24 protein-coding genes and 1 riboswitch are annotated in these 17,376 nt (G+C 64.8%); of the genes, 14 read left to right on the top strand and 10 right to left on the bottom strand.

From position 1 onward, the window contains the following. Positions 1 to 42: 42 nt before the first annotated feature. Positions 43 to 411 (bottom strand): SEC-C metal-binding domain-containing protein, encoded by a 369-nt coding sequence (locus X265_RS42360; protein ID WP_128968337.1) that lies wholly within the window; start codon positions 409 to 411, stop codon positions 43 to 45. Further along, positions 350 to 583 (bottom strand): hypothetical protein, encoded by a 234-nt coding sequence (locus X265_RS31415; protein ID WP_128968338.1) that lies wholly within the window; start codon positions 581 to 583, stop codon positions 350 to 352. The genes X265_RS42360 and X265_RS31415 overlap by 62 nt, the downstream gene beginning before the upstream one ends. Before the next feature lie 196 nt (positions 584 to 779). Between X265_RS31415 and X265_RS31420 the strand changes: the two genes are divergently transcribed. From X265_RS31420 to X265_RS40840, 5 genes are all read left to right on the top strand, one after another. After that, complete coding sequence (locus X265_RS31420; protein WP_128968339.1) at positions 780 to 1,232, top strand: nuclear transport factor 2 family protein; 453 nt, start codon at positions 780 to 782, stop codon at positions 1,230 to 1,232. Positions 1,233 to 1,443: 211 nt separating this feature from the next. Continuing rightward, a complete protein-coding gene (locus X265_RS31425; protein ID WP_128968340.1) occupies positions 1,444 to 1,884 on the top strand; it encodes a nuclear transport factor 2 family protein in 441 nt (146 codons plus the stop codon). A gap of 216 nt (positions 1,885 to 2,100) precedes the next feature. Continuing rightward, on the top strand, positions 2,101 to 3,024 hold the full coding sequence (locus X265_RS31430; protein ID WP_128968341.1) for a hypothetical protein: 924 nt from the start codon (positions 2,101 to 2,103) through the stop codon (positions 3,022 to 3,024). Between the two features lie 167 nt (positions 3,025 to 3,191). Continuing rightward, positions 3,192 to 3,614, top strand: a complete 423-nt coding sequence (locus X265_RS31435) for a hypothetical protein (protein WP_128968342.1) — start codon at positions 3,192 to 3,194, stop codon at positions 3,612 to 3,614. Positions 3,615 to 3,933: 319 nt separating this feature from the next. Then, the gene (locus X265_RS40840) at positions 3,934 to 4,071 is read left to right on the top strand and encodes a hypothetical protein (protein ID WP_007614812.1); all 138 of its coding nucleotides are present in this window, start codon (positions 3,934 to 3,936) and stop codon (positions 4,069 to 4,071) included. 65 nt (positions 4,072 to 4,136) lie between these two features. Here the strand turns inward: X265_RS40840 and X265_RS40845 are convergent, their stop codons facing one another. From X265_RS40845 to X265_RS31445, 3 genes are all read right to left on the bottom strand, one after another. Further along, entirely contained in the window at positions 4,137 to 4,283 is a 147-nt protein-coding gene (locus X265_RS40845) for a hypothetical protein (protein WP_164938884.1), read from the bottom strand. A gap of 200 nt (positions 4,284 to 4,483) precedes the next feature. Next, positions 4,484 to 4,963: a MaoC family dehydratase gene (locus X265_RS31440; RefSeq protein ID WP_128968343.1), complete on the bottom strand. Its 480-nt coding sequence runs from the start codon at positions 4,961 to 4,963 to the stop codon at positions 4,484 to 4,486. After that, a complete protein-coding gene (locus tag X265_RS31445) occupies positions 4,963 to 5,415 on the bottom strand; it encodes a MaoC family dehydratase (RefSeq protein ID WP_164938885.1) in 453 nt (150 codons plus the stop codon). The genes X265_RS31440 and X265_RS31445 overlap by 1 nt, the downstream gene beginning before the upstream one ends. A 158-nt stretch (positions 5,416 to 5,573) precedes the next feature. Here X265_RS31445 and X265_RS31450 point away from each other — a divergent pair, with 158 nt between their 5' ends. Then, a complete protein-coding gene (locus X265_RS31450) occupies positions 5,574 to 5,870 on the top strand; it encodes a DUF4282 domain-containing protein (protein ID WP_128968345.1) in 297 nt (98 codons plus the stop codon). Between the two features lie 51 nt (positions 5,871 to 5,921). On the opposite strand, the gene ychF is transcribed toward X265_RS31450, so the two are convergent. From ychF to X265_RS31470, 4 genes are all read right to left on the bottom strand, one after another. Further along, complete coding sequence (gene ychF / locus X265_RS31455; RefSeq protein WP_128968346.1) at positions 5,922 to 7,019, bottom strand: redox-regulated ATPase YchF; 1,098 nt, start codon at positions 7,017 to 7,019, stop codon at positions 5,922 to 5,924. A gap of 4 nt (positions 7,020 to 7,023) precedes the next feature. Next, positions 7,024 to 7,629 carry an aminoacyl-tRNA hydrolase gene (pth, locus tag X265_RS31460; RefSeq protein ID WP_128968347.1) on the bottom strand — a complete coding sequence of 202 codons (606 nt, stop codon included), beginning with the start codon at positions 7,627 to 7,629 and terminating at the stop codon, positions 7,024 to 7,026. A gap of 61 nt (positions 7,630 to 7,690) precedes the next feature. Continuing rightward, positions 7,691 to 8,416 (bottom strand): 50S ribosomal protein L25/general stress protein Ctc, encoded by a 726-nt coding sequence (locus tag X265_RS31465; RefSeq protein WP_128968348.1) that lies wholly within the window; start codon positions 8,414 to 8,416, stop codon positions 7,691 to 7,693. A gap of 201 nt (positions 8,417 to 8,617) precedes the next feature. After that, positions 8,618 to 8,869, bottom strand: a complete 252-nt coding sequence (locus X265_RS31470) for an accessory factor UbiK family protein (protein ID WP_057741966.1) — start codon at positions 8,867 to 8,869, stop codon at positions 8,618 to 8,620. Positions 8,870 to 9,052: 183 nt separating this feature from the next. Here X265_RS31470 and X265_RS31475 point away from each other — a divergent pair, with 183 nt between their 5' ends. The 6 genes from X265_RS31475 to X265_RS31500 all read left to right on the top strand — a co-directional run bounded on the left by X265_RS31475 (position 9,053) and on the right by X265_RS31500 (position 14,501). After that, on the top strand, positions 9,053 to 9,790 hold the full coding sequence (locus tag X265_RS31475; RefSeq protein WP_128968349.1) for a dienelactone hydrolase family protein: 738 nt from the start codon (positions 9,053 to 9,055) through the stop codon (positions 9,788 to 9,790). Between the two features lie 8 nt (positions 9,791 to 9,798). After that, positions 9,799 to 10,644, top strand: a complete 846-nt coding sequence (gene lgt, locus X265_RS31480; RefSeq protein ID WP_128968350.1) for a prolipoprotein diacylglyceryl transferase — start codon at positions 9,799 to 9,801, stop codon at positions 10,642 to 10,644. A gap of 21 nt (positions 10,645 to 10,665) precedes the next feature. Next, entirely contained in the window at positions 10,666 to 11,784 is a 1,119-nt protein-coding gene (locus X265_RS31485) for a class I SAM-dependent methyltransferase (RefSeq protein WP_128968351.1), read from the top strand. After that, positions 11,784 to 12,551 carry a peptidoglycan editing factor PgeF gene (pgeF, locus tag X265_RS31490; RefSeq protein ID WP_128968352.1) on the top strand — a complete coding sequence of 256 codons (768 nt, stop codon included), beginning with the start codon at positions 11,784 to 11,786 and terminating at the stop codon, positions 12,549 to 12,551. The genes X265_RS31485 and pgeF overlap by 1 nt, the downstream gene beginning before the upstream one ends. Positions 12,552 to 12,735: 184 nt before the next feature. Beyond that, the gene (locus tag X265_RS31495) at positions 12,736 to 13,353 is read left to right on the top strand and encodes a hypothetical protein (protein ID WP_128968353.1); all 618 of its coding nucleotides are present in this window, start codon (positions 12,736 to 12,738) and stop codon (positions 13,351 to 13,353) included. A gap of 194 nt (positions 13,354 to 13,547) precedes the next feature. Next, the gene (locus X265_RS31500; protein WP_164938886.1) at positions 13,548 to 14,501 is read left to right on the top strand and encodes a ribose-phosphate pyrophosphokinase; all 954 of its coding nucleotides are present in this window, start codon (positions 13,548 to 13,550) and stop codon (positions 14,499 to 14,501) included. 159 nt (positions 14,502 to 14,660) lie between these two features. Here X265_RS31500 and X265_RS31505 read toward each other — a convergent pair whose 3' ends face one another. Continuing rightward, positions 14,661 to 15,218, bottom strand: a complete 558-nt coding sequence (locus tag X265_RS31505) for a 6,7-dimethyl-8-ribityllumazine synthase (protein ID WP_128968355.1) — start codon at positions 15,216 to 15,218, stop codon at positions 14,661 to 14,663. Positions 15,219 to 15,292: 74 nt separating this feature from the next. After that, positions 15,293 to 15,451, bottom strand: a riboswitch (FMN riboswitch). A gap of 405 nt (positions 15,452 to 15,856) precedes the next feature. On the opposite strand from X265_RS31505, the gene X265_RS31510 reads away from it, so the two are divergent. After that, entirely contained in the window at positions 15,857 to 16,357 is a 501-nt protein-coding gene (locus X265_RS31510; RefSeq protein ID WP_128968356.1) for a type III secretion system chaperone family protein, read from the top strand. Positions 16,358 to 16,549: 192 nt separating this feature from the next. Beyond that, positions 16,550 to 17,374, top strand: a complete 825-nt coding sequence (gene proC, locus X265_RS31515; protein WP_128968357.1) for a pyrroline-5-carboxylate reductase — start codon at positions 16,550 to 16,552, stop codon at positions 17,372 to 17,374. Positions 17,375 to 17,376 lie beyond the last annotated feature (2 nt).

The following is a 17,376-nucleotide window of genomic DNA, read 5'->3' on the forward strand; positions in this document are numbered from 1 at the left end:
AACACCGCTACTCCCTGAAAGTAATAGCCGCGGTTGGAGCCGTCATAACTGCCTGAGCTCATGCAGCAGGCCTTGAAACCTGCGTCCGGAGCCGCATGGGCAGAGGTCGTTGCGGCCGAGCTTTTCGCTCAGCTCGACGTCGCCGTGAACGACGCGCGCGCCGCGTTTGACGTGGGTTTCCGAGGGGAAAGACTTCCGCCGCTTACGCGTGACGCTGAAAGCCAGGGAGGTTTTCGAGATCGCGGGACTTGCGCATGACGCCCTCCATCGGTTCGGGAAGCGCGGCCGATTGCCGCCGCGCTTCACTATCACGATGTCGGGTGCACGGGAAGACGCAGCGCCTGCGGGCCTACAGCTTGCCCTGCCCGGTCGTCTGGGTCTGTTGCTGCTGCTTCTCCTGCTCCTTGGCATGGTGGCGGCCGTAGAGGCAGCCGGCGGCGGCGCCTAACATGCCGTGATGGCCGGCATAATGGCCGGCGACGCCGCCGACGACGGCGCCCTTGATGCAGCCCTTGGCGTCGGCGGCGGAGGTGGCGCCGAGCATGAGAAGCGCGGCAGCGGCGGCGAGAAGCGGGGATTTCATGATCGATGTCTCCTGCGGGTGTCCGCGTCTCAACGAACACGGGCGGGCTGGGGTTCCACCGCGCGCTGCATGGCGTGAACCACCATGCATGGAAGCGCGACCCATCGCTGGATATCCCTGTGTTTTTGCGGATTGATGAAGCCGGGGGCCGCGCGATAGCGTTTGCAATCCACGGCCGGTGCGGGCGGGACAGCCTATGACGATCGAATCGTTGAACAAGCAACGCGTGCTGCATCTGCTCGACGCTCTTGCGCGCGGCGATCTCGATGACGCGCTGTCGTGCTGCACCGACGACGTCGACTTCCTCACTCACGCCCCGATCGACGTGCTGCCGCATATGGGCCCCCGCCACGGCAAGGCCGAGCTACGCGAGCTCTGGCGAACGGTCTGGTTGCGTTACTCCGAGATTCGTTACAAGGCGCCGCAGATCCTGGCTGATGGCGACGAGGTGGCGACCTACCTGCAGGCCCATTTCAAGAAGCGCAGCAACGGCCGGATCGTCCAGTTCGACATGGCGGTATTCTACAGCTTCCGGAACGGCCAGATCGCACAGATCCGCGAAATCATCGATTCCTACGATCTGGTGCAGCAGGTGCTGGAGAGGGAGATCGGCCCCATGATCGTGGCGGCGGAGGCGGACGGGCTGTAGCCCGACGGGCCGCCCCCCGGGAGATTACGGGGTTCTATTGTAAATCTCACAAAACGCCATCAATTGTGCATTGCAAAAACGTGAATTGCGTTTTGGCCGAAACCGCGTATTTTGTTCGCATACAAATGAGTTGAGCGACCCCGGGGCGCCTTTACGGCGCATGGGGTTGTTTTCCGTTTTTCTTTGCAAGCCAGCTTCAGGACTGCCCAAAATGACAGAGCACAGCCTCTGGCGTTTCTCGCGTGCATTGCATCGCGCGATCAACGACCGGCATTTCGAGGATATCGAGGCCCTGATCGACGAGGACGTCGACTGGGCGGTCTACGGCCCGATCGACATGTTTCCGTTCCTGGGCGCGCGCCAGGGCAAGGCGGCGGTGCTCCAGGTGATCCGCCAGCTCGCCGACAATTTCCACGTCCGCCGTTTCGAGCGGGAGAGCATCATGCTGGGCGTCGATTCCGCCTCGTCGATGCTGCGCTATTCGCTCACCGCCTTGGATTCGGACAAGCCGATCAGCCTGCGCGTCGCGCAATTCGCCCAGTTCAGGGCTGGCAGGCTCATCAACATGCGCGTGCTGATCGACACCTTCGATCTGGTCGAGCAGGCACTCGGCCGCGCGATTCATCTGCCCAAGATGACCCGCGTCGGCTGAGGGGGACACCAACGGGCTCCGCATTCCGGGACCGATCGACTGATGCTCCGGCGACCCGTCCCGGCCTCCAGCCCCGCCGGACGCGCAATCGTGGAGAGGCTCGTCATCGGGCGCGCGCGACTTGCGCGCGGCCCGTTGGTTCGTCATCCCAGGTGCCACAATTTCGCAACGATGGTTCCGCATCTTCCGCGCGAACTGGGCTCGCGGGCAAGGGCAATGGAATTCACGACAGGTTTTGGCTGGATCCGGCTGCCGCTGGCGGCCGCCTTCATTTTCGGCTCGGTTCTGACGGCCCAGGCGCAGATCATTCCGCCCTTCTCCCCGCCTCCCGCCGCCACCGCGCCTGACGACGAGGCGGACGAGGTCGCCGAGACGGCCCCCGACGTCAACGATACCGACGTGCTCAAAGGCATCGACGTCGACAAGCTCGACTGGAGCCAGCTCGCCATCGACGCCGGCACGCTCAACGACATCATCGCCGCCAAGAAGCGCGCGAAGGCTGCCGCCAATGACGGCATGAACTGGTCGTCCAACGCCAATGCCAACGGCTCCTCGGCCGTGACGGTGAAGCAGTCGGTGTCCCCGTTCTGGGATACCCGCATCGGCGCCGACATGACGGTGGCGAAAGAGCCGACCACGATGTCGGAGCTGCTGGCGGAGAAGGCCGCCAACGGCGGCAACCTGCCGCAATCCTCCGGCAGCGCCTGGGCCGCCGCGACCGCGCCGGGCGCGGGCGTGATCTGGGACAAGACCGCCGTTGAAGCCCGCGTCGATCCCGGCTCTGAGCAGAGCAAGCTCGGGGCGTCGCTGACCAAATCGATGCCGCTGTCGAGCGATACTTCGCTGACGCTGCAGAACGGCTACAGCGTCAACCAGCAGGGCACCACGGCGCTGCCCGGCGTCGGCGGCCACGTCATCCGCAATTACGAGACCGACCAGTCCGCCAAGGTTTCCATCGCCGACACCGGCACCAGCATCAGTGCCGGCCGAACGCTGTCGACCACCGACGACAAGTGGCTGGGCAAGGTCGGCGCCGAACAGAAGCTGTTCGACAACGTCACCGTGTCGGGCTCGGTCGGCGAGACCTCGCAAGGGGTGATCAACAAGAGCGTGACGGCCGGCTTCAAGAAGAGCTGGTGAGGCTCCTTCAGACTCTCCTAACCATACGCCACGGCAAAGCCCCCGAATCGTCCGCCCTTGCCGTATCTCGGCCCCGTTGCGGTCAAAATCCGACGCCCTAGTCGGATCACCGACGCCGTCGTGCGGGGGACACTCGCGCTGCGCTCAACGCGAACAGGGGAACCTTGATGAACGCCATTCGTCCGGAAAAGATCGAAGCCACCGAGACCGAGACGGTCGACAGCAACCTTGCCGCCGTGACCGAAGTCGAGGCCGGCATCCGCGATTTCGTCCGCAACGACATCGCATATCTGCGCCGGCCTGCCACTGCCACCACCGACGCGCCGCCGCTCGATCCGAGCGCGGAAGCCACCGTCACCAACGTCAACTCGCTGATCCAGCGCGTCGCCGGCACCTCGCTCGCCGAGATCGAGAACCTGATCTCCGAGCTCGAGAGCCTGCGCGACCTGCTTCATGCCGAAGGCCAGCGCGTCCAGCGCGAGATCTCGGGCTACGCCCAGCTCAGCCAGGCCGCGATGAAGTCGACGCGCATGATCGCCGACAACGTCGCCCAGTGGAAGCGCGCCGCCGACGGTCTGCGCAACAGCTGATCGGGCTATCCAAGCATCACGAACCGTCGCGTTCCGAGAAGGGGCGCGGCGGTTTTGATTCTGGGGGATGGGCTCACGCTGTTTCTCCAGGATAGGTGTCATCGCCCGATTCAATCGGGCGATCCAGTATTCCAGAGACGATAGTGATTGGACCGAGACGCCGCGGCGTACTGGATGCCCCGCTCAAGCCGGGGCATGACAGCGGTAGATATGGCTACGCGCGCGGCATGACAGGACGTGGATTGAACCCACCGCCCTATCCCCGCGACCAAAGCCTAGCGCCCGTGCCACTGACGGCCGGGACTCGGGGGCATTTCAGATGGAAAGCATTCGGCCCGACACCACGGACCCGATCCCGTTGCGGCCGGCGCCGAACCAGTTCGGCACTATCATGCTGCGCTTTGTCGGGCTGCTGGCGGTTGCGATCGCGATTTTGGCGTTCGTCTATAGCCGCTGAGGGCGGAGGCCACGACGCGGCCCCGCGCGGAGGCCAATTCGTGGCCCCGCGGAGTTAACGAGCGCTTAACGGCTCGCGTCGACGGTCGAGGCTTCCAGGGTGTAGGCGCCGTCGGCGTAACCCTTCACCACCATGCCGGCGACGAGCATCACGGCCAGCGTCGCAGTCGCAAAGATGAATCCGACCAACTTGAGTGCGCCGCGGTCTGCCATAGTCCTCGTCCCCTGTACTCTGCCAATTCGTTTCAAATAGACAGCGACAGGTTCATAATTGGTTAGCAACTCGATGGTTCCGGCAGCTGCGTCGTGAGCGGCCAGCCAACTCGCGAGGCTTATGGCAGCCGCCTGGAATCGCGTCCATAGCGCGCGGGCAACACTCGCGCGCTGTTTTGGGCGTTCATCCTGGAACTGGTCTAACCGCCCTTCCGCATCGGCACGAACGCGCTGGCGGTGATGGAATAGACGTCCTCGCCGCGCTGATTGGTCCCAGTGGTGCGGGCCGTCAGGATGCCCCAGCCGGGACGCGAGCCGGAGGCACGCTTGTCGATGACTTCGTTGACGTAAGAGATGGTGTCACCCGCAAGCACCGGCTTGATCCAGCGCAGGTCGCGAAAGCCCGGTGACGGGCCCCACACCGCGACCTCCTCGCCGCGGCTTGCTGCTTCGCGCGCCAGGCGCTGGCCATCGGCGACAAGCAGGCTCATGCAGGCCGAGCCGACATGCCAGCCGGAGGCAGCGAGCCCGCCGAACAGCGAATTCTTGCCCTCCTCCTCGTCGAGGTGGAAGCGCTGCGGATCGAACTTGGCGGCGAATGTCTTGATGGCCTCTGCCGTGAACGTATAGCTGCCAATCTCGCGGCGTTGGCCGATCTCGATATCGTCGAAGAACCGCATCAGACCGCTCCCTCGCGCCGCTCGATCAGGATCGGCGAGGTCATCTCGGCGAGCGCTTCGCCCCTGGCGTTGCGCACGGTGCATTTGAACTTGACGATGCCGAGGTTCGGCCGGCTCTTCGAGGTGCGTGCCTCGACGACATCGACGTCGAGCGTCAGATCGTCTCCCGGCCTGAGCGGCGAGAGCCAGCGCACCTCGTCGACGCCGGGAGATCCCAGCGAAGCGGCGCGGGCAATAAATCCGTCGGCCATCATCCGCATCATCAGCGAGCAGAGATGCCAGCCAGAGCCGGACAGGCCGCGCAGCATGCTCCGGCTAGCTGCCTCCTCGTCCAGATGCATCGGCTGCGGATCGAACTCGGCGGCGAAGGCCAGGATCTCGTCGCGGGTGACATGGCGCGGGCCGAACGTTCCGTAGCGGCCGGTCGGGAAATCTTCGAAGGTCAGGGTCATCTGGGAAAAGCTTTGCGGGAGGACAGATTGTGGCCGCACTTTGCGGCAATCTCAACCCGCCGGCTCGCATGGCTCGTGCTACATTCGGCGAGTCGGGCCAAACCTGCCTCATTGTCCGGATGATACGGTCGGCGGCACGATCTGCCCGGGGGAGAGAAATGTTTTCATTCAGCGATCTGTTTCAATGGGACCGCTTCATTACGCCGACGATCATCAAGACCTTCTACTGGCTGGTGATCGGCGTGATCTGCCTGTTCGGCCTCTCCGGAATCTTTGCCGGTCTCACCGCGATGGCGATCAGCCCGTTCGCCGGTTTCCTGATCGTGCTGGAATCGATCGCGGGCGTCGTCGTCGGGATCGTGTTCTCGCGCATCGCCGCGGAACTGATCCTGATCGTATTCCGCATCAACGAGCATCTCGGCGCGATCAGGGATCAGGGCGGCGGGATGCGGTGAGGCTCCGTCGTTCCGGGGCGCCTCGAAGAGGCGAGCCCGGAATGACAAGACTTACGTATGGAACCTAAAATGCATCACGTCGCCGTCGGCGACGACGTATTCCTTGCCTTCGAGGCGCAGCTTGCCGGCATCGCGAGCGCCGGCTTCGCCGTTGAACGCGACGTAGTCGTCAAAAGCGATCGTCTCGGCGCGAATGAAGCCCTTCTCGAAATCGGTGTGGATCACACCGGCCGCGCCCGGCGCCTTGGTGCCGCGATGGATGGTCCAGGCGCGCGCTTCCTTCGGTCCCACCGTGAAATAGGTGATGAGGTCGAGCAGCTTGTAGCCGGCGCGGATCAGGCGGTCGAGGCCGGCCTCTTCCAGGCCCAGCGTCTCCAGGAAGTCGGCGCGCTCCTCGCGCGAGAGGGTGGCGATCTCGGATTCGATCTTGGCCGAGATGACGACGGCGACGGCGCCCTCCTTGGCCGCCTGCTCCTGCACGGCCTTCGAGAACGCGTTGCCTGTGGCGGCGGAGCCTTCCTCGACGTTGCAGACATACAGTACGGGCTTGGACGACAACAGGCCGAGCATGCCGAAGGCGCGCTCCTCCTCCGGCTTGCGCTCGACGAGGCGCGCGGGCTTGCCGTCGCGCAGCAGCACCAAGGTGCGGTTGACGAGGTCGAGCTGCTCCTTGGCGTCCTTGTCGTTGCCCTTGGCCTTTTTGGTCAGGTTGTCGACGCGCTTCTCGAGGCTGTCGAGGTCCGCGAGCATCAGCTCGGTCTCGATGGTCTCGATGTCGGCGAGCGGGGCGATCTTGCCCTCGACATGGGTGATGTCGGAATCTTCAAAGCAGCGCACCACATGCGCGATGGCGTCGACCTCGCGGATGTTGGCGAGGAACTGGTTGCCGAGACCTTCACCCTTGGAGGCGCCGCGCACGAGACCGGCGATGTCGACGAAGGTCAGCCGGGTCGGAATGATCTGGCCCGATTTGGCGATCGCCGCCAGCTTGTCGAGCCTGGGATCAGGCACGGCGACCTCGCCGACATTCGGCTCGATGGTGCAGAACGGATAGTTGGCCGCCTGCGCCGCGGCGGTCTCGGTCAGGGCGTTGAACAAGGTCGACTTGCCGACATTGGGCAATCCGACGATTCCGCATTTGAATCCCACGAGCCTATTCCTTGCCGTTCTCGTCCTTGGTCAAAAATCCCTTCGCCTGCATCGCAAGATGCACCCTGTTGGCGAAGGTCGCGTCCGTGCCCGTGGCGATCAGGGCGGCGTGCTCGGCGACCGCGTCACACAGCGTCGTCACCCACTCATTGTCGGCCTTGGCGAAGTCCGACAGGACATGGCCGTGCACCAACTCCTTGACGCCGGGATGACCGATGCCGAGCCTGACACGGCGATAGTCGTTGCCGATATGCGCCGAGATCGAGCGCAGGCCGTTATGGCCGGCGATGCCGCCGCCGATCTTCAACCGCACCTTGCCCGGCGGAAGCTCGAGCTCGTCGTGAAACACCGTGGTGTCGCCTGGCGCGATCTTGAAGAAGCCTGCTGCTTCCTGAACGCTGCGGCCGGACTCGTTCATATAGGTCGTCGGCTTGAGCAGGATTACGCGCTCAGGTCCGAGCGTGCCTTCCGAAGTCTCGCCCTGAAACCTGCGGCGCCATGGTGCGAAACCATGACGCCGCGCGATCTCGTCGACGGCCATGAAGCCGATATTGTGCCGGTTACGTGCGTATTTCGCGCCGGGATTGCCGAGCCCAACAAAGAGTCGCATGACGCGGCGCGCCCCTCAGCCAGCGCGCGATCGGGGATCACGCGCCGGCTCTTTCGAGAGATTACTTCTTCTTGTCGCCGCCGGCCGGAGCCTTGGCCGCTGCCGGAGCCGCAGCACCCGCAGCCGGAGCCGCAGCACCTGCCGCCGGAGCAGCCGCGCCAGCCGCCGGAGCCGCGCCACCAGCAGCAGCCGCAGCCGCAGCCTTCTGCTCTTCAGCGTAGCCGGACGGCGGCACGATGGTGACGAGGGTCGCGTCCTCGCGGGTCAGCGCCTTGACGCCGGCGGGAAGCTTGACGTCCGACAGATGCAGCGAGTGACCGATTTCCAGCGCGCCGACGTCGGCTTCGATGTACTGCGGAATGCTCTCGACGCCGCATTCGAGCTCGATGGCATGGGCGACGATGTTGACCGTGCCGCCGCGCTTCACGCCCGGAGACGTTTCCGCCTTCACGACATGCAGGGGAACGCTGATGCGGATGGTGGCGCCTTCGCCGAGACGCATGAAGTCGACGTGGATCGGGAAGTCCTTGACCGGATCGAGGTGGTAGTCGCGCGGAATCACGCGGTGCTTCTTGCCCTCGAGGTCGATGTCCACCAGCGTGGTCAGGAACCGGCCGGCAAGGATGCGCTGGCGCAGTTCACGATCTTCGATCGAGATCGTCAGCGGGGGCTGGTTGTTACCATAGATCACTCCGGGCACTCTGCCGGCGCGACGCTCAGCCCGGGCGGCCCCCTTGCCGCTCTTCGGACGTGCGGTCGCCTTCAATTCCTTGACGGTCGTCGCCATAGTCTAAGTCCTTGTTTTTGCAAAAGTTAATGGGCCGCAAGGCGGCCCATGGCGTACGCCGCAGCAAGCCTCCAGGGGTGCGGGGGCCGCGGACGTGGCGGGCTTTTACCCGGAAGATGCGGAAATGACAAGGAGAATGGGCTGCCCGAGAAGACCGGGTCCTTACCCTCCCTCGGAGGGGGAGGGTAAGATAAAGGGCGCCTACCCGCCGAGCTTGGCCTCGAGCGCGGCGATGCGCGCCTTGAGGGCCTCGTTCTCCTCACGCGCCAGACGGGCCATGTCCTTGACCGCCTCGAATTCCTCGCGCTTGACCAGATCCATGTCGCGCAGGAATTTCTCAGCCTGGTTGCGCATGACGGTGTCGAACTCGCGCTTGACGCCCTGGGCCGCACCGGCGGCATCGTTCATCATGCGGCCGATCTCGTCGAAAAACCGGTTGGTGGTCTGGGTCATGTCGGTCTCCTGATCGGTCTTTTGGCGGCTCAATAAACTTTGCGCGAACGCGCAAAAAGACAATGGCAATCCGCGGTGACAGGTTCAAGGGCCGCGCGGCGGTATCCTTGTCACGCCCCGGTTTCCTTGCAATCGTATTCAACGTCCCTGCATAACAAGAATCACAAGCCGGAAACGCACGACATGATCGAGCAGCAGATCGCAATTCCCACCAAGGACGGCCACACCGCGACCTTCATCGTCCATCCCGAGCGGGGCGGACCGTTCCCGGTCATCCTGTTCTACATGGACGCACCGGCAATTCGCGAGGAGCTGCGCGACATGGCGCGCCGGCTCGCGACGTCAGGCTATTACGTGATGCTGCCGAACCTCTATTACCGCTCCGGCGTGATGGAGCTCGGCGCGCTGCCGGCCGACCCGAACGCGCCGGAGCGCAAGCGCATGTTCGCGCTGATGGGCTCGCTCACGATTCCGATGATCATGGACGACACGCGTGCGCTGCTCACCTATGCCGAGGGCCAGGCTGCCGCGAACACTGAAATCGTCGGCACGGTCGGCTATTGCATGAGCGGCCGCTACGCCATCAACGCCGCTGCGCATTTCCCTGACAGCGTCAAGGCCGCCGCCTCGATCTACGGTGTGCAACTGGCGACCGACCAGGCCGACAGCCCGCATCTCGCGGCAGGCAAGACCAAAGCCGAGCTCTATTTCGCCTGCGCCGAGACCGATGTCTACGCGCCGCCTGAAATCATCGAGAAAGTCAAGGAAGGCATCAAAGGCGCAAAGGCCGAGGTCGAGATCTATCCCGGCACCCATCACGGCTTCGCATTTCCCAAGCGGCCGGTCTATGACCGCGACGCCGCCGAGCGGCATTGGGAGCGACTGCTGGCGCTCTATCGCCGCAATCTCGTCCAGCAATAGCAGGCGCAATGCCCTTACTGCTCATCGACTTCCCGTCCTTCAACCCCATCGCGGTCGCGATCGGGCCGTTCGCGATCCGCTGGTACGCGCTGGCCTATATCGGCGGCATCGTCATCGGCTGGCTTTATGCGCGCTCCCTCCTGAAGAACGAGCGTCTGTGGGGCGGGCCCGCGCCGATGTCGCTGGTGCAGATCGACGATTTCATCCTCTGGGTCACGCTTGGCATCATCCTCGGCGGCCGCACCGGTTACGTGCTGTTCTACAATCTGCCCTTCTTCATCAGTAATCCGGCTGCGATCTTCAAATTATGGGAGGGCGGCATGTCCTTCCACGGCGGCTTTCTCGGTTGCGTCGTCGCGGTGATGTGGTTTGCCTACCGCAACGGCATCTCGATCCTGTCGCTGGGGGACATCACCACCGCGGTCGCTCCGATCGGGCTGCTGCTTGGGCGCATCGCCAATTTCATCAACGGCGAATTGTGGGGCCGCGCCACCGATGCGAGCCTGCCATGGGCCATGATCTTTCCCCACGACCCGTCGCATTTGCCCCGTCATCCAAGCCAGCTCTATGAAGCCGGCATGGAGGGCATCCTGCTGTTCACGGCGCTCGCGGTGATGGTCCGCTTCGGAGCGCTGAAACGGCCGGGCATGATCCTCGGAGCCTTCATTCTGCTCTACGGGCTGACGCGGATCGCCGGCGAGCATTTCCGCGAACCGGACGAGCAGCTCGGATTCCTCTGGGGCGGATTAACCATGGGCATGCTGCTATCGATCCCCATGCTTATTGTCGGCGGTATACTTATTGTATGGGCTGTCAGGCGCGGCTCGCCAAAGCCCACCGAGGCCATTCGTTAATTCACTTCGAGAATACAGCTCGTGACCGAACAGCCATTGCTCAACGAGATCAAGGCCCTGATCAAGTCCTCAGGCCCAATGCCGGTCTGGCGGTACATGGAACTGTGCCTGATGCACCCGCGCTACGGTTATTACGTCTCACGCGATCCGCTCGGGCGTGAAGGCGACTTCACCACCGCGCCCGAAGTCAGCCAGATGTTCGGCGAGCTCTTGGGCCTGTGGACCGCCTCGGTGTGGAAACAGATGGGCTCGCCGCCAATCTTGCGGCTGATCGAGCTCGGGCCCGGCCGCGGCACCATGATGGCTGATGCATTGCGTGCGCTACGCGTATTGCCGCCGCTCTATCAGGCGCTTCAAATCCACATGGTCGAGGTCAATCCCGTCCTGCGCGAGCGGCAGAGTGCGACATTGTCGGGCGTGCGCAACAACATCGCCTGGCACGACAGCATCGACGACGTGCCGGAGGGACCCAGCGTCATCCTCGCCAACGAATATTTCGACGTGCTGCCGATCCACCAGATGGTGAAGCGCGAGGATGGCTGGCACGAGCGGGTGATCGAGATCGATCCCAACGGCAAGCTCCAGTTCGGCGCGGCGGCCGAGCCGACGCCGCGCTTCGACGTGTTGCTGCCGCCCCTGGTGCGCGCGGCGCCTGTCGGCGCAGTGTTCGAGTGGCGGCCCGACACGGAGATCATGAAGCTCGCCACGCGCGTACGCGACCAGGACGGCGCCGCGCTGATCATCGACTACGGCCATTTGCGCAGCGATGCCGGAGATACTTTCCAGGCCATCGCGCGCCACAGCTTCACCGATCCCTTGAAGGCGCCGGGCCAGGCCGACGTCACCGCCCATGTCGACTTCCAGGCGCTCGCGCGTGCAGCCGAGGATGTCGGCGCGCGCGTGCACGGTCCGGTGACGCAAGGCGACTTCCTCAAGCGCGTCGGCATCGACACCCGCGCCGCCGCCTTGATGCAGAAAGCAACGCCTGAGGTCGCCACCGACATTTCCGTGGCGCTGAAGCGGCTGACCGATACGGGACGCAGCGGCATGGGCGCGATGTTCAAGGTGCTCGGCATCTCCGAGCCACGGCTGACGGGCATTGCGGGCCTCAGCGATCTCGAACAGGCCGGAGGCTATTGATGACGCTCACTTCGTCATTGCTGTCGGCGGTACCCGGGCTGCGCCATGCCTTCTTCACCCGCGAGGGGGGCGTCTCCGGCGGCATCTATGCCGCGCTGAACGGCGGGCTCGGCTCCAACGACGATCAGACCCTCGTCGCGGAGAACCGCCGCCGCATGGCCGAGCATGTCGGCGTCGCAGCCGACCGCTTCCTCAGCCTGCATCAGATCCACTCGCCCGACGTGCTCGTCGCCGCAGAGCCATGGCCGAGCGGCCCGCGGCCGAAAGGCGATGCGCTGGTGACCAAGACACCCGGTATCGCGCTCGGCGTCTCCACCGCCGATTGCGGCCCGGTGCTGTTCGTCGACCCCAACGCGCGCGTGATCGGCGGCGCGCATGCCGGCTGGAAGGGCGCGCTGACGGGCGTGCTGGAATCCACCATTGCGGCAATGGAGAAACTCGGCGCCACACGCGATGGCATCATCGCCGCGATCGGCCCCTTGATCCGGCAGGACAGCTACGAGGTCGGCAACGAGTTCGTGGCGCGCTTCATCGACGCCGATGCGGACAACGCGGTGTTCTTCATCCCGTCGGTGCGCGAGGGTCACGCGATGTTCGATCTCGCCGGCTTCATCCGCAAGCGGCTGGAAGCCGCCGGCATCCTGATGATCGACGATCTTGGTCTCGACACCTACGCCGACGAGCGCTTCTTCAGCTATCGCCGCTCGGTGCATCGCAAGGAGCCGGATTACGGTAGGCACGTTCACGCGATTGCGCTGGAAGCGTGAACACAACAGAAACCCCGTGTCATTCCAGGGCGATGCGAAGCATCGAGCCCGGAATCCATCGTGCAACAATGGATGCGGAGAAATGGATTCCGGGCTCGCGCCAAGAGGCGCGCCCCGGAATGACAGTGGCTGTGTCGCCTCTGCCCTAGACCTTAATCGATTTTAACGATATCGCTGCCCCTCAATGAGGGAAGCGTCATCATTTCTGCGCCGCGCGGGCTCCCGTGTGATGGCGGTCGTGCTGCTGGCGGCAGCGACCGTGCTGGCCGGCTGCGCCGGCGGCAACGCGCCCGCCAACTCCTACGCCATGGCAGCGCCGAGCGGCGGCTCCGGCGCGACGGTCGCTTTCGAATCCATCGACGGGCCGCCGCCGCAGGTGTTCGACCGCATGGTCGGCGTGCTCGACAGCGAGTCCAAGCTGCGTAGCCTCTCGATCGTCTCCCGCGAGGGGACGGCTGCCTACCGCGTGCGCAGCTACCTCTCCGCCCAGGTGGTGCGCGGCAAGACCGTGATCGCCTGGGTCTGGGACGTCTACGACGCCAACCAGCAGCGGGCGCTGCGGCTCTCCGGCGAGGAACCGACGGCGGCCAAGGGCGGCCGCGATGCCTGGCAAGCCGCCGACGACCTCGTGCTGCGGAAGATCGCCCAGGCCGGATTCAGCGGGCTTTCCAATATGATCAACGGCACGCCTGATGCGCCGAACGCCGCTCCTGGCCTCCGCGGACCGGCCGTGGCAAGTGCGACGCCGGAGGCTCCGGCGGCCGAGATGCCGGCTTCGGCGCTCGGCTACGCCCAGCAATAACCACCGCTAAACCACGGGCCCAGTTTGCGGCCAAGCCGTTGGCCCGACTCAGGATTTTCAAAGGGAAAACGTAGCATCCCGGGTTGCCAGCGCAGCCCCCGGCCTGATATTTCCTCGCCCGTCGTAACCGTGCTGCCAGTGGGTATCTTGAGATGTTGAACGTCGTATCCAGCAAAGCGCGGGAGGAAGCGTCCATGTCGGCCAAGAACGGCTCCATCAAGCTCGTCGCCGGCAACTCCAATCCGGCTCTCGCGCAGGCCATCGCGCAGGGCTTGGACCTGCCGCTGACCAAAGCGGTCGTCCGGCGCTTCGCCGACATGGAGATCTTCGTCGAGATCCAGGAGAACGTCCGCGGCTCGGATGCCTTCATCATCCAGTCGACCTCGTTTCCCGCGAACGACCATCTGATGGAATTGCTGATCATCACCGACGCGCTGCGCCGCTCCTCGGCGCGCCGCATCACCGCAGTCATCCCCTATTTCGGCTACGCTCGCCAGGATCGCAAATCAGGCTCGCGCACGCCGATCTCCGCCAAGCTCGTCGCCAATCTCATCACCCATGCCGGCGTCGACCGCGTCATGACGCTCGACCTGCATGCGACCCAGATCCAGGGCTTCTTCGATATCCCGACCGACAATCTGTTCGCCGCGCCCCTGATGGTGCGCGACATCCGCGAGCGTTTCGACCTCGGCAAGGTGATGGTGGTCTCGCCCGACGTCGGCGGCGTCGCCCGCGCCCGCGGTCTGGCCAAGCGCATCAACACCCCGCTCGCGATCGTCGACAAGCGCCGCGAGCGTCCGGGCGAATCCGAGGTCATGAACGTGATCGGCGACGTTTCCGGCTATAGCTGCATCCTGGTCGACGACATCGTCGATTCCGGCGGCACGCTGGTGAACGCTGCCGATGCGCTGATCGCCAAGGGTGCCAAGGACGTCTACGCCTATATCACCCACGGCGTGCTCTCCGGCGGCGCGGCCGCCCGCATCAGCGGCTCAAGGCTGAAGGAGCTGGTCATCACCGACTCGATCCTGCCGACCGAGGCGGTGACCAAGGCGCCGAACATCCGCACCCTGCCGATCGCCAGCCTGATCTCGGATGCGATCGCGCGTACCGCGGCTGAAGAGTCGGTCTCGAGCCTGTTCGATTGATTTGCTTTCGCCTCGCCCCGCTTGCGGGGAGAGGCCGGAATCCGTGCGAAGCACGGATTCCGGGTGAGGGGGACTCTCCGCGATTCCAACTCTCACCGTCCGCGCGGAGATTCCCCCTCACCCCAACCCTCTCCCCGCAAGCGGGCAGAGCGAGAGAGCCTACCCCACAATCCCCGCCGCGACCTGGCCCCGCAGGCGCTCGAGACCCAGCAGCGTCTCCGCACAGGCGGCCGCGACCTCGACGCCCTTGATCGCAAAGTGCCTGCGGAAGAAATCGTAGTGCACCTCGGTCTCGTGGAACTGCTGCGGCGTCAGCACGGCCGAGAACACCGGCACTTCGGTGCGCAGCTGCACATCCATCAGCGCCTTGATCACGGTGTCGGCGACGAACTCGTGGCGATAGATGCCGCCATCGACGACGAGGCCGGCCGCGACGATGGCGGTGTAGCGCCGCGTCTTGGCGAGGACCTGCGCATGCAGCGGGATCTCGAACGAGCCCGGCACCTCGAACACATCCACATGATTGAGATGGCGCGCCTCGGCCTCCTTCAGAAAGGCGATGCGGGCCTCCTCGACCACGTCGCGGTGCCAGCAGGCCTGCACGAAGGCCACCCGCTGCGGCTTGGCGAAGCGCGGGTGCTCCTTCATTGGATCCGATGGAACCGGCGGCTTGGTTTCGGAAGTTTGGAGTGGGGGATCTTGCAACATCTGATTCATGGCTTTCCTCTTCGGGACCAGAATCAGGGCATACGGAACGACAAACAGCCGCATCTTGCGATGCGTCTGCCACCGACCGTTCTCTTTCATCCGGACTTTAACCGTCGGCTTCGGAGTTGCACCGAATCTGCTGACCCCTCCCGTCGGAATAAACCCTGGGGAAGGCGCTCGCGGGCTTGGGCCTTTCGACCCTTACCGCCGGTGGGGACTTTCACCCCGCCCTGAGAACATCGGCCGCCCGGGATTGAGCGACCTGACTGGAAATATCCGCCGGTCCGGAGCAGCAAGCAAGCGTGTTCCGCAGGCCAAAACCGCATGGTCCCATGCCGCAGGGGCGGTGCGGCCCCCGCGCGGCGGAATTCACGATCGGCGGCTTTCGGGAATCCGATTCCGATTTGTTCTCGTTCGTTAACGATTGTGGCCGAGATGAGCTGTGGACGAACGAGTCCTGGCTTGTGGACGGACTCGGGACCCGGTTGCGCAGATTCCGCAAATCACATCACTTGATCCGCGACAGGCCGCGCCGGTCGGAAGGAGATCGCGAAAGCGAATCCCGAGATCGACGACGTTAGGGAGCGCGCGCCGGACCCAACCGCGTGCGTATCAAAGACAACAAGAAGGCAAGAGGTCGAGACGGCATGTCCCTGCTCGAAGGCAATATCGATTCCCGAAATCACCCGCTCGCGGTGGTGGAGGATATCGCTGCCAGCAATAACTGGCCGTTCGAACGTTCCGGCGAGGACGAGCTGACCATCGTCTCGAAGGGACAATGGACCGACTACCAGATCTCGTTCACCTGGATGGGCGAGATCGAAGCGCTGCATCTGGCCTGCGCCTTCGACATGAAGATTCCCGTCGCGCGCCGCGGCGAAGTGCAGCGGCTCGTCGCCGCGGTCAACGAGCAATTGTGGATCGGCCATTTCGATCTCTGGACCAACACCGGCATGATCATGCATCGCCAGGCGCTGGTGCTGCCGGGCGGCCTCACCGCCTCCACCGCGCAATGCGAAGCCATGCTCGCCGGCGCCATCCACGCCTGCGAGCGCTACTTCCCGGCGTTCCAGTTCGTGGTGTGGGCCGGCAAGACCACCGCGCAGGCGATGGACGCCGCCATGTTCGATACGGTGGGCGAGGCGTAGCCGCGCCTCACCCACAACTTCATCCCGGACGAGCGCAGCGAAGATCCGGATCCATACCGCGCGATGCCGCTTGTGGCACAACGCTTGTTGCTCTGCCATCCATCCACTAGAACCAGCTGTGGTTATGGGTCCCCGCCCCCCGTGCGCAATTGCGCACTAGGCGGGGACCACAGCGAACGTGTGGCAGCAGCGATGACAACCAATCCCCTCCAAGACATCACCGGCACTATCCTGCTCGCCGGCGCCGGCAAGATGGGCGGCGCGATGCTGAGCGGGTGGCTGGCAGGCGGGCTCGACCCGCGCCGCGTCGCCGTGGTCGAGCCGCATCTGTCACCCGAGATCAGCGCGCTGGCAGCCAAGGGCGTCGCGCTCAATCCGGATGTGACGGCGGCGGGCACCGTCGAGACGATGATCGTCGCGGTGAAGCCGCAGATGTTCCGCGAGGCCGGCGCTAAGCTGAAATCGTTCGTCTCGGAGACGACGTCCGTGGTCTCGATCATGGCGGGAACCACGATTGCTTCGCTCCAAGAGGTCTGCGGCGGCGCCGTGGTGCGGGCGATGCCGAACACGCCGGCGGCGATCGGCCGCGGCATCACGGTGGCCGTCGCCGCGAACAACGTCAGCGCGCGCCAACGTGCGGTGGCCGACGCGCTGCTGCGCGCCACCGGCTCGGTCGAATGGGTCGAGGACGAAGGCCTGATGGACGCGGTGACCGCCGTGTCGGGCTCGGGGCCGGCCTATGTGTTCCTGCTGGCCGAGGAGCTGGCACGCGCCGGCGTGGAAGCGGGATTGCCGGAAGCACTGGCGACCAAGCTCGCGCGCGAGACGGTCGCGGGCTCCGGCGAGCTGCTGCACCAGTCGGATCTTCCCTCGGCGACCCTGCGCCAGAACGTCACCTCGCCGGGCGGCACCACCGCCGCGGCGCTCGCCGTGCTGATGGGCGAGCCGGGCCTGCGCGACCTGATGATCCGCGCGATCGCAGCGGCGACCAAGCGGTCGAAGGAATTGGCCAAGTAGCG

This window comes from Bradyrhizobium guangdongense (assembly GCF_004114975.1).
GTDB classification, from domain to species: domain Bacteria; phylum Pseudomonadota; class Alphaproteobacteria; order Rhizobiales; family Xanthobacteraceae; genus Bradyrhizobium; species Bradyrhizobium guangdongense.

What these genes read in the sequence shown, in the direction of transcription:
- X265_RS40840 (WP_007614812.1), top strand. Translation starts at nt 3,934, where the DNA reads ATGGAAAGCATTCGGCCCGACACCACGGACCCGATCCCGTTGCGGCCG.
- lgt (WP_128968350.1), top strand. Translation starts at nt 9,799, where the DNA reads ATGCCCTTACTGCTCATCGACTTCCCGTCCTTCAACCCCATCGCGGTC.
- X265_RS40845 (WP_164938884.1), bottom strand. Translation starts at nt 4,283, where the DNA reads ATGGCAGACCGCGGCGCACTCAAGTTGGTCGGATTCATCTTTGCGACT.
- X265_RS31510 (WP_128968356.1), top strand. Translation starts at nt 15,857, where the DNA reads ATGTCCCTGCTCGAAGGCAATATCGATTCCCGAAATCACCCGCTCGCG.
- X265_RS31450 (WP_128968345.1), top strand. Translation starts at nt 5,574, where the DNA reads ATGTTTTCATTCAGCGATCTGTTTCAATGGGACCGCTTCATTACGCCG.
- X265_RS42360 (WP_128968337.1), bottom strand. Translation starts at nt 411, where the DNA reads ATGCCAAGGAGCAGGAGAAGCAGCAGCAACAGACCCAGACGACCGGGC.
- X265_RS31475 (WP_128968349.1), top strand. Translation starts at nt 9,053, where the DNA reads ATGATCGAGCAGCAGATCGCAATTCCCACCAAGGACGGCCACACCGCG.
- X265_RS31495 (WP_128968353.1), top strand. Translation starts at nt 12,736, where the DNA reads ATGAGGGAAGCGTCATCATTTCTGCGCCGCGCGGGCTCCCGTGTGATG.
- X265_RS31470 (WP_057741966.1), bottom strand. Translation starts at nt 8,869, where the DNA reads ATGACCCAGACCACCAACCGGTTTTTCGACGAGATCGGCCGCATGATG.
- X265_RS31420 (WP_128968339.1), top strand. Translation starts at nt 780, where the DNA reads ATGACGATCGAATCGTTGAACAAGCAACGCGTGCTGCATCTGCTCGAC.
- X265_RS31430 (WP_128968341.1), top strand. Translation starts at nt 2,101, where the DNA reads ATGGAATTCACGACAGGTTTTGGCTGGATCCGGCTGCCGCTGGCGGCC.
- X265_RS31425 (WP_128968340.1), top strand. Translation starts at nt 1,444, where the DNA reads ATGACAGAGCACAGCCTCTGGCGTTTCTCGCGTGCATTGCATCGCGCG.
- X265_RS31445 (WP_164938885.1), bottom strand. Translation starts at nt 5,415, where the DNA reads ATGACCCTGACCTTCGAAGATTTCCCGACCGGCCGCTACGGAACGTTC.
- X265_RS31505 (WP_128968355.1), bottom strand. Translation starts at nt 15,218, where the DNA reads ATGAATCAGATGTTGCAAGATCCCCCACTCCAAACTTCCGAAACCAAG.
- X265_RS31435 (WP_128968342.1), top strand. Translation starts at nt 3,192, where the DNA reads ATGAACGCCATTCGTCCGGAAAAGATCGAAGCCACCGAGACCGAGACG.
- X265_RS31440 (WP_128968343.1), bottom strand. Translation starts at nt 4,963, where the DNA reads ATGCGGTTCTTCGACGATATCGAGATCGGCCAACGCCGCGAGATTGGC.
- X265_RS31500 (WP_164938886.1), top strand. Translation starts at nt 13,548, where the DNA reads ATGTCGGCCAAGAACGGCTCCATCAAGCTCGTCGCCGGCAACTCCAAT.
- X265_RS31465 (WP_128968348.1), bottom strand. Translation starts at nt 8,416, where the DNA reads ATGGCGACGACCGTCAAGGAATTGAAGGCGACCGCACGTCCGAAGAGC.
- pth (WP_128968347.1), bottom strand. Translation starts at nt 7,629, where the DNA reads ATGCGACTCTTTGTTGGGCTCGGCAATCCCGGCGCGAAATACGCACGT.
- proC (WP_128968357.1), top strand. Translation starts at nt 16,550, where the DNA reads ATGACAACCAATCCCCTCCAAGACATCACCGGCACTATCCTGCTCGCC.
- X265_RS31415 (WP_128968338.1), bottom strand. Translation starts at nt 583, where the DNA reads ATGAAATCCCCGCTTCTCGCCGCCGCTGCCGCGCTTCTCATGCTCGGC.
- pgeF (WP_128968352.1), top strand. Translation starts at nt 11,784, where the DNA reads ATGACGCTCACTTCGTCATTGCTGTCGGCGGTACCCGGGCTGCGCCAT.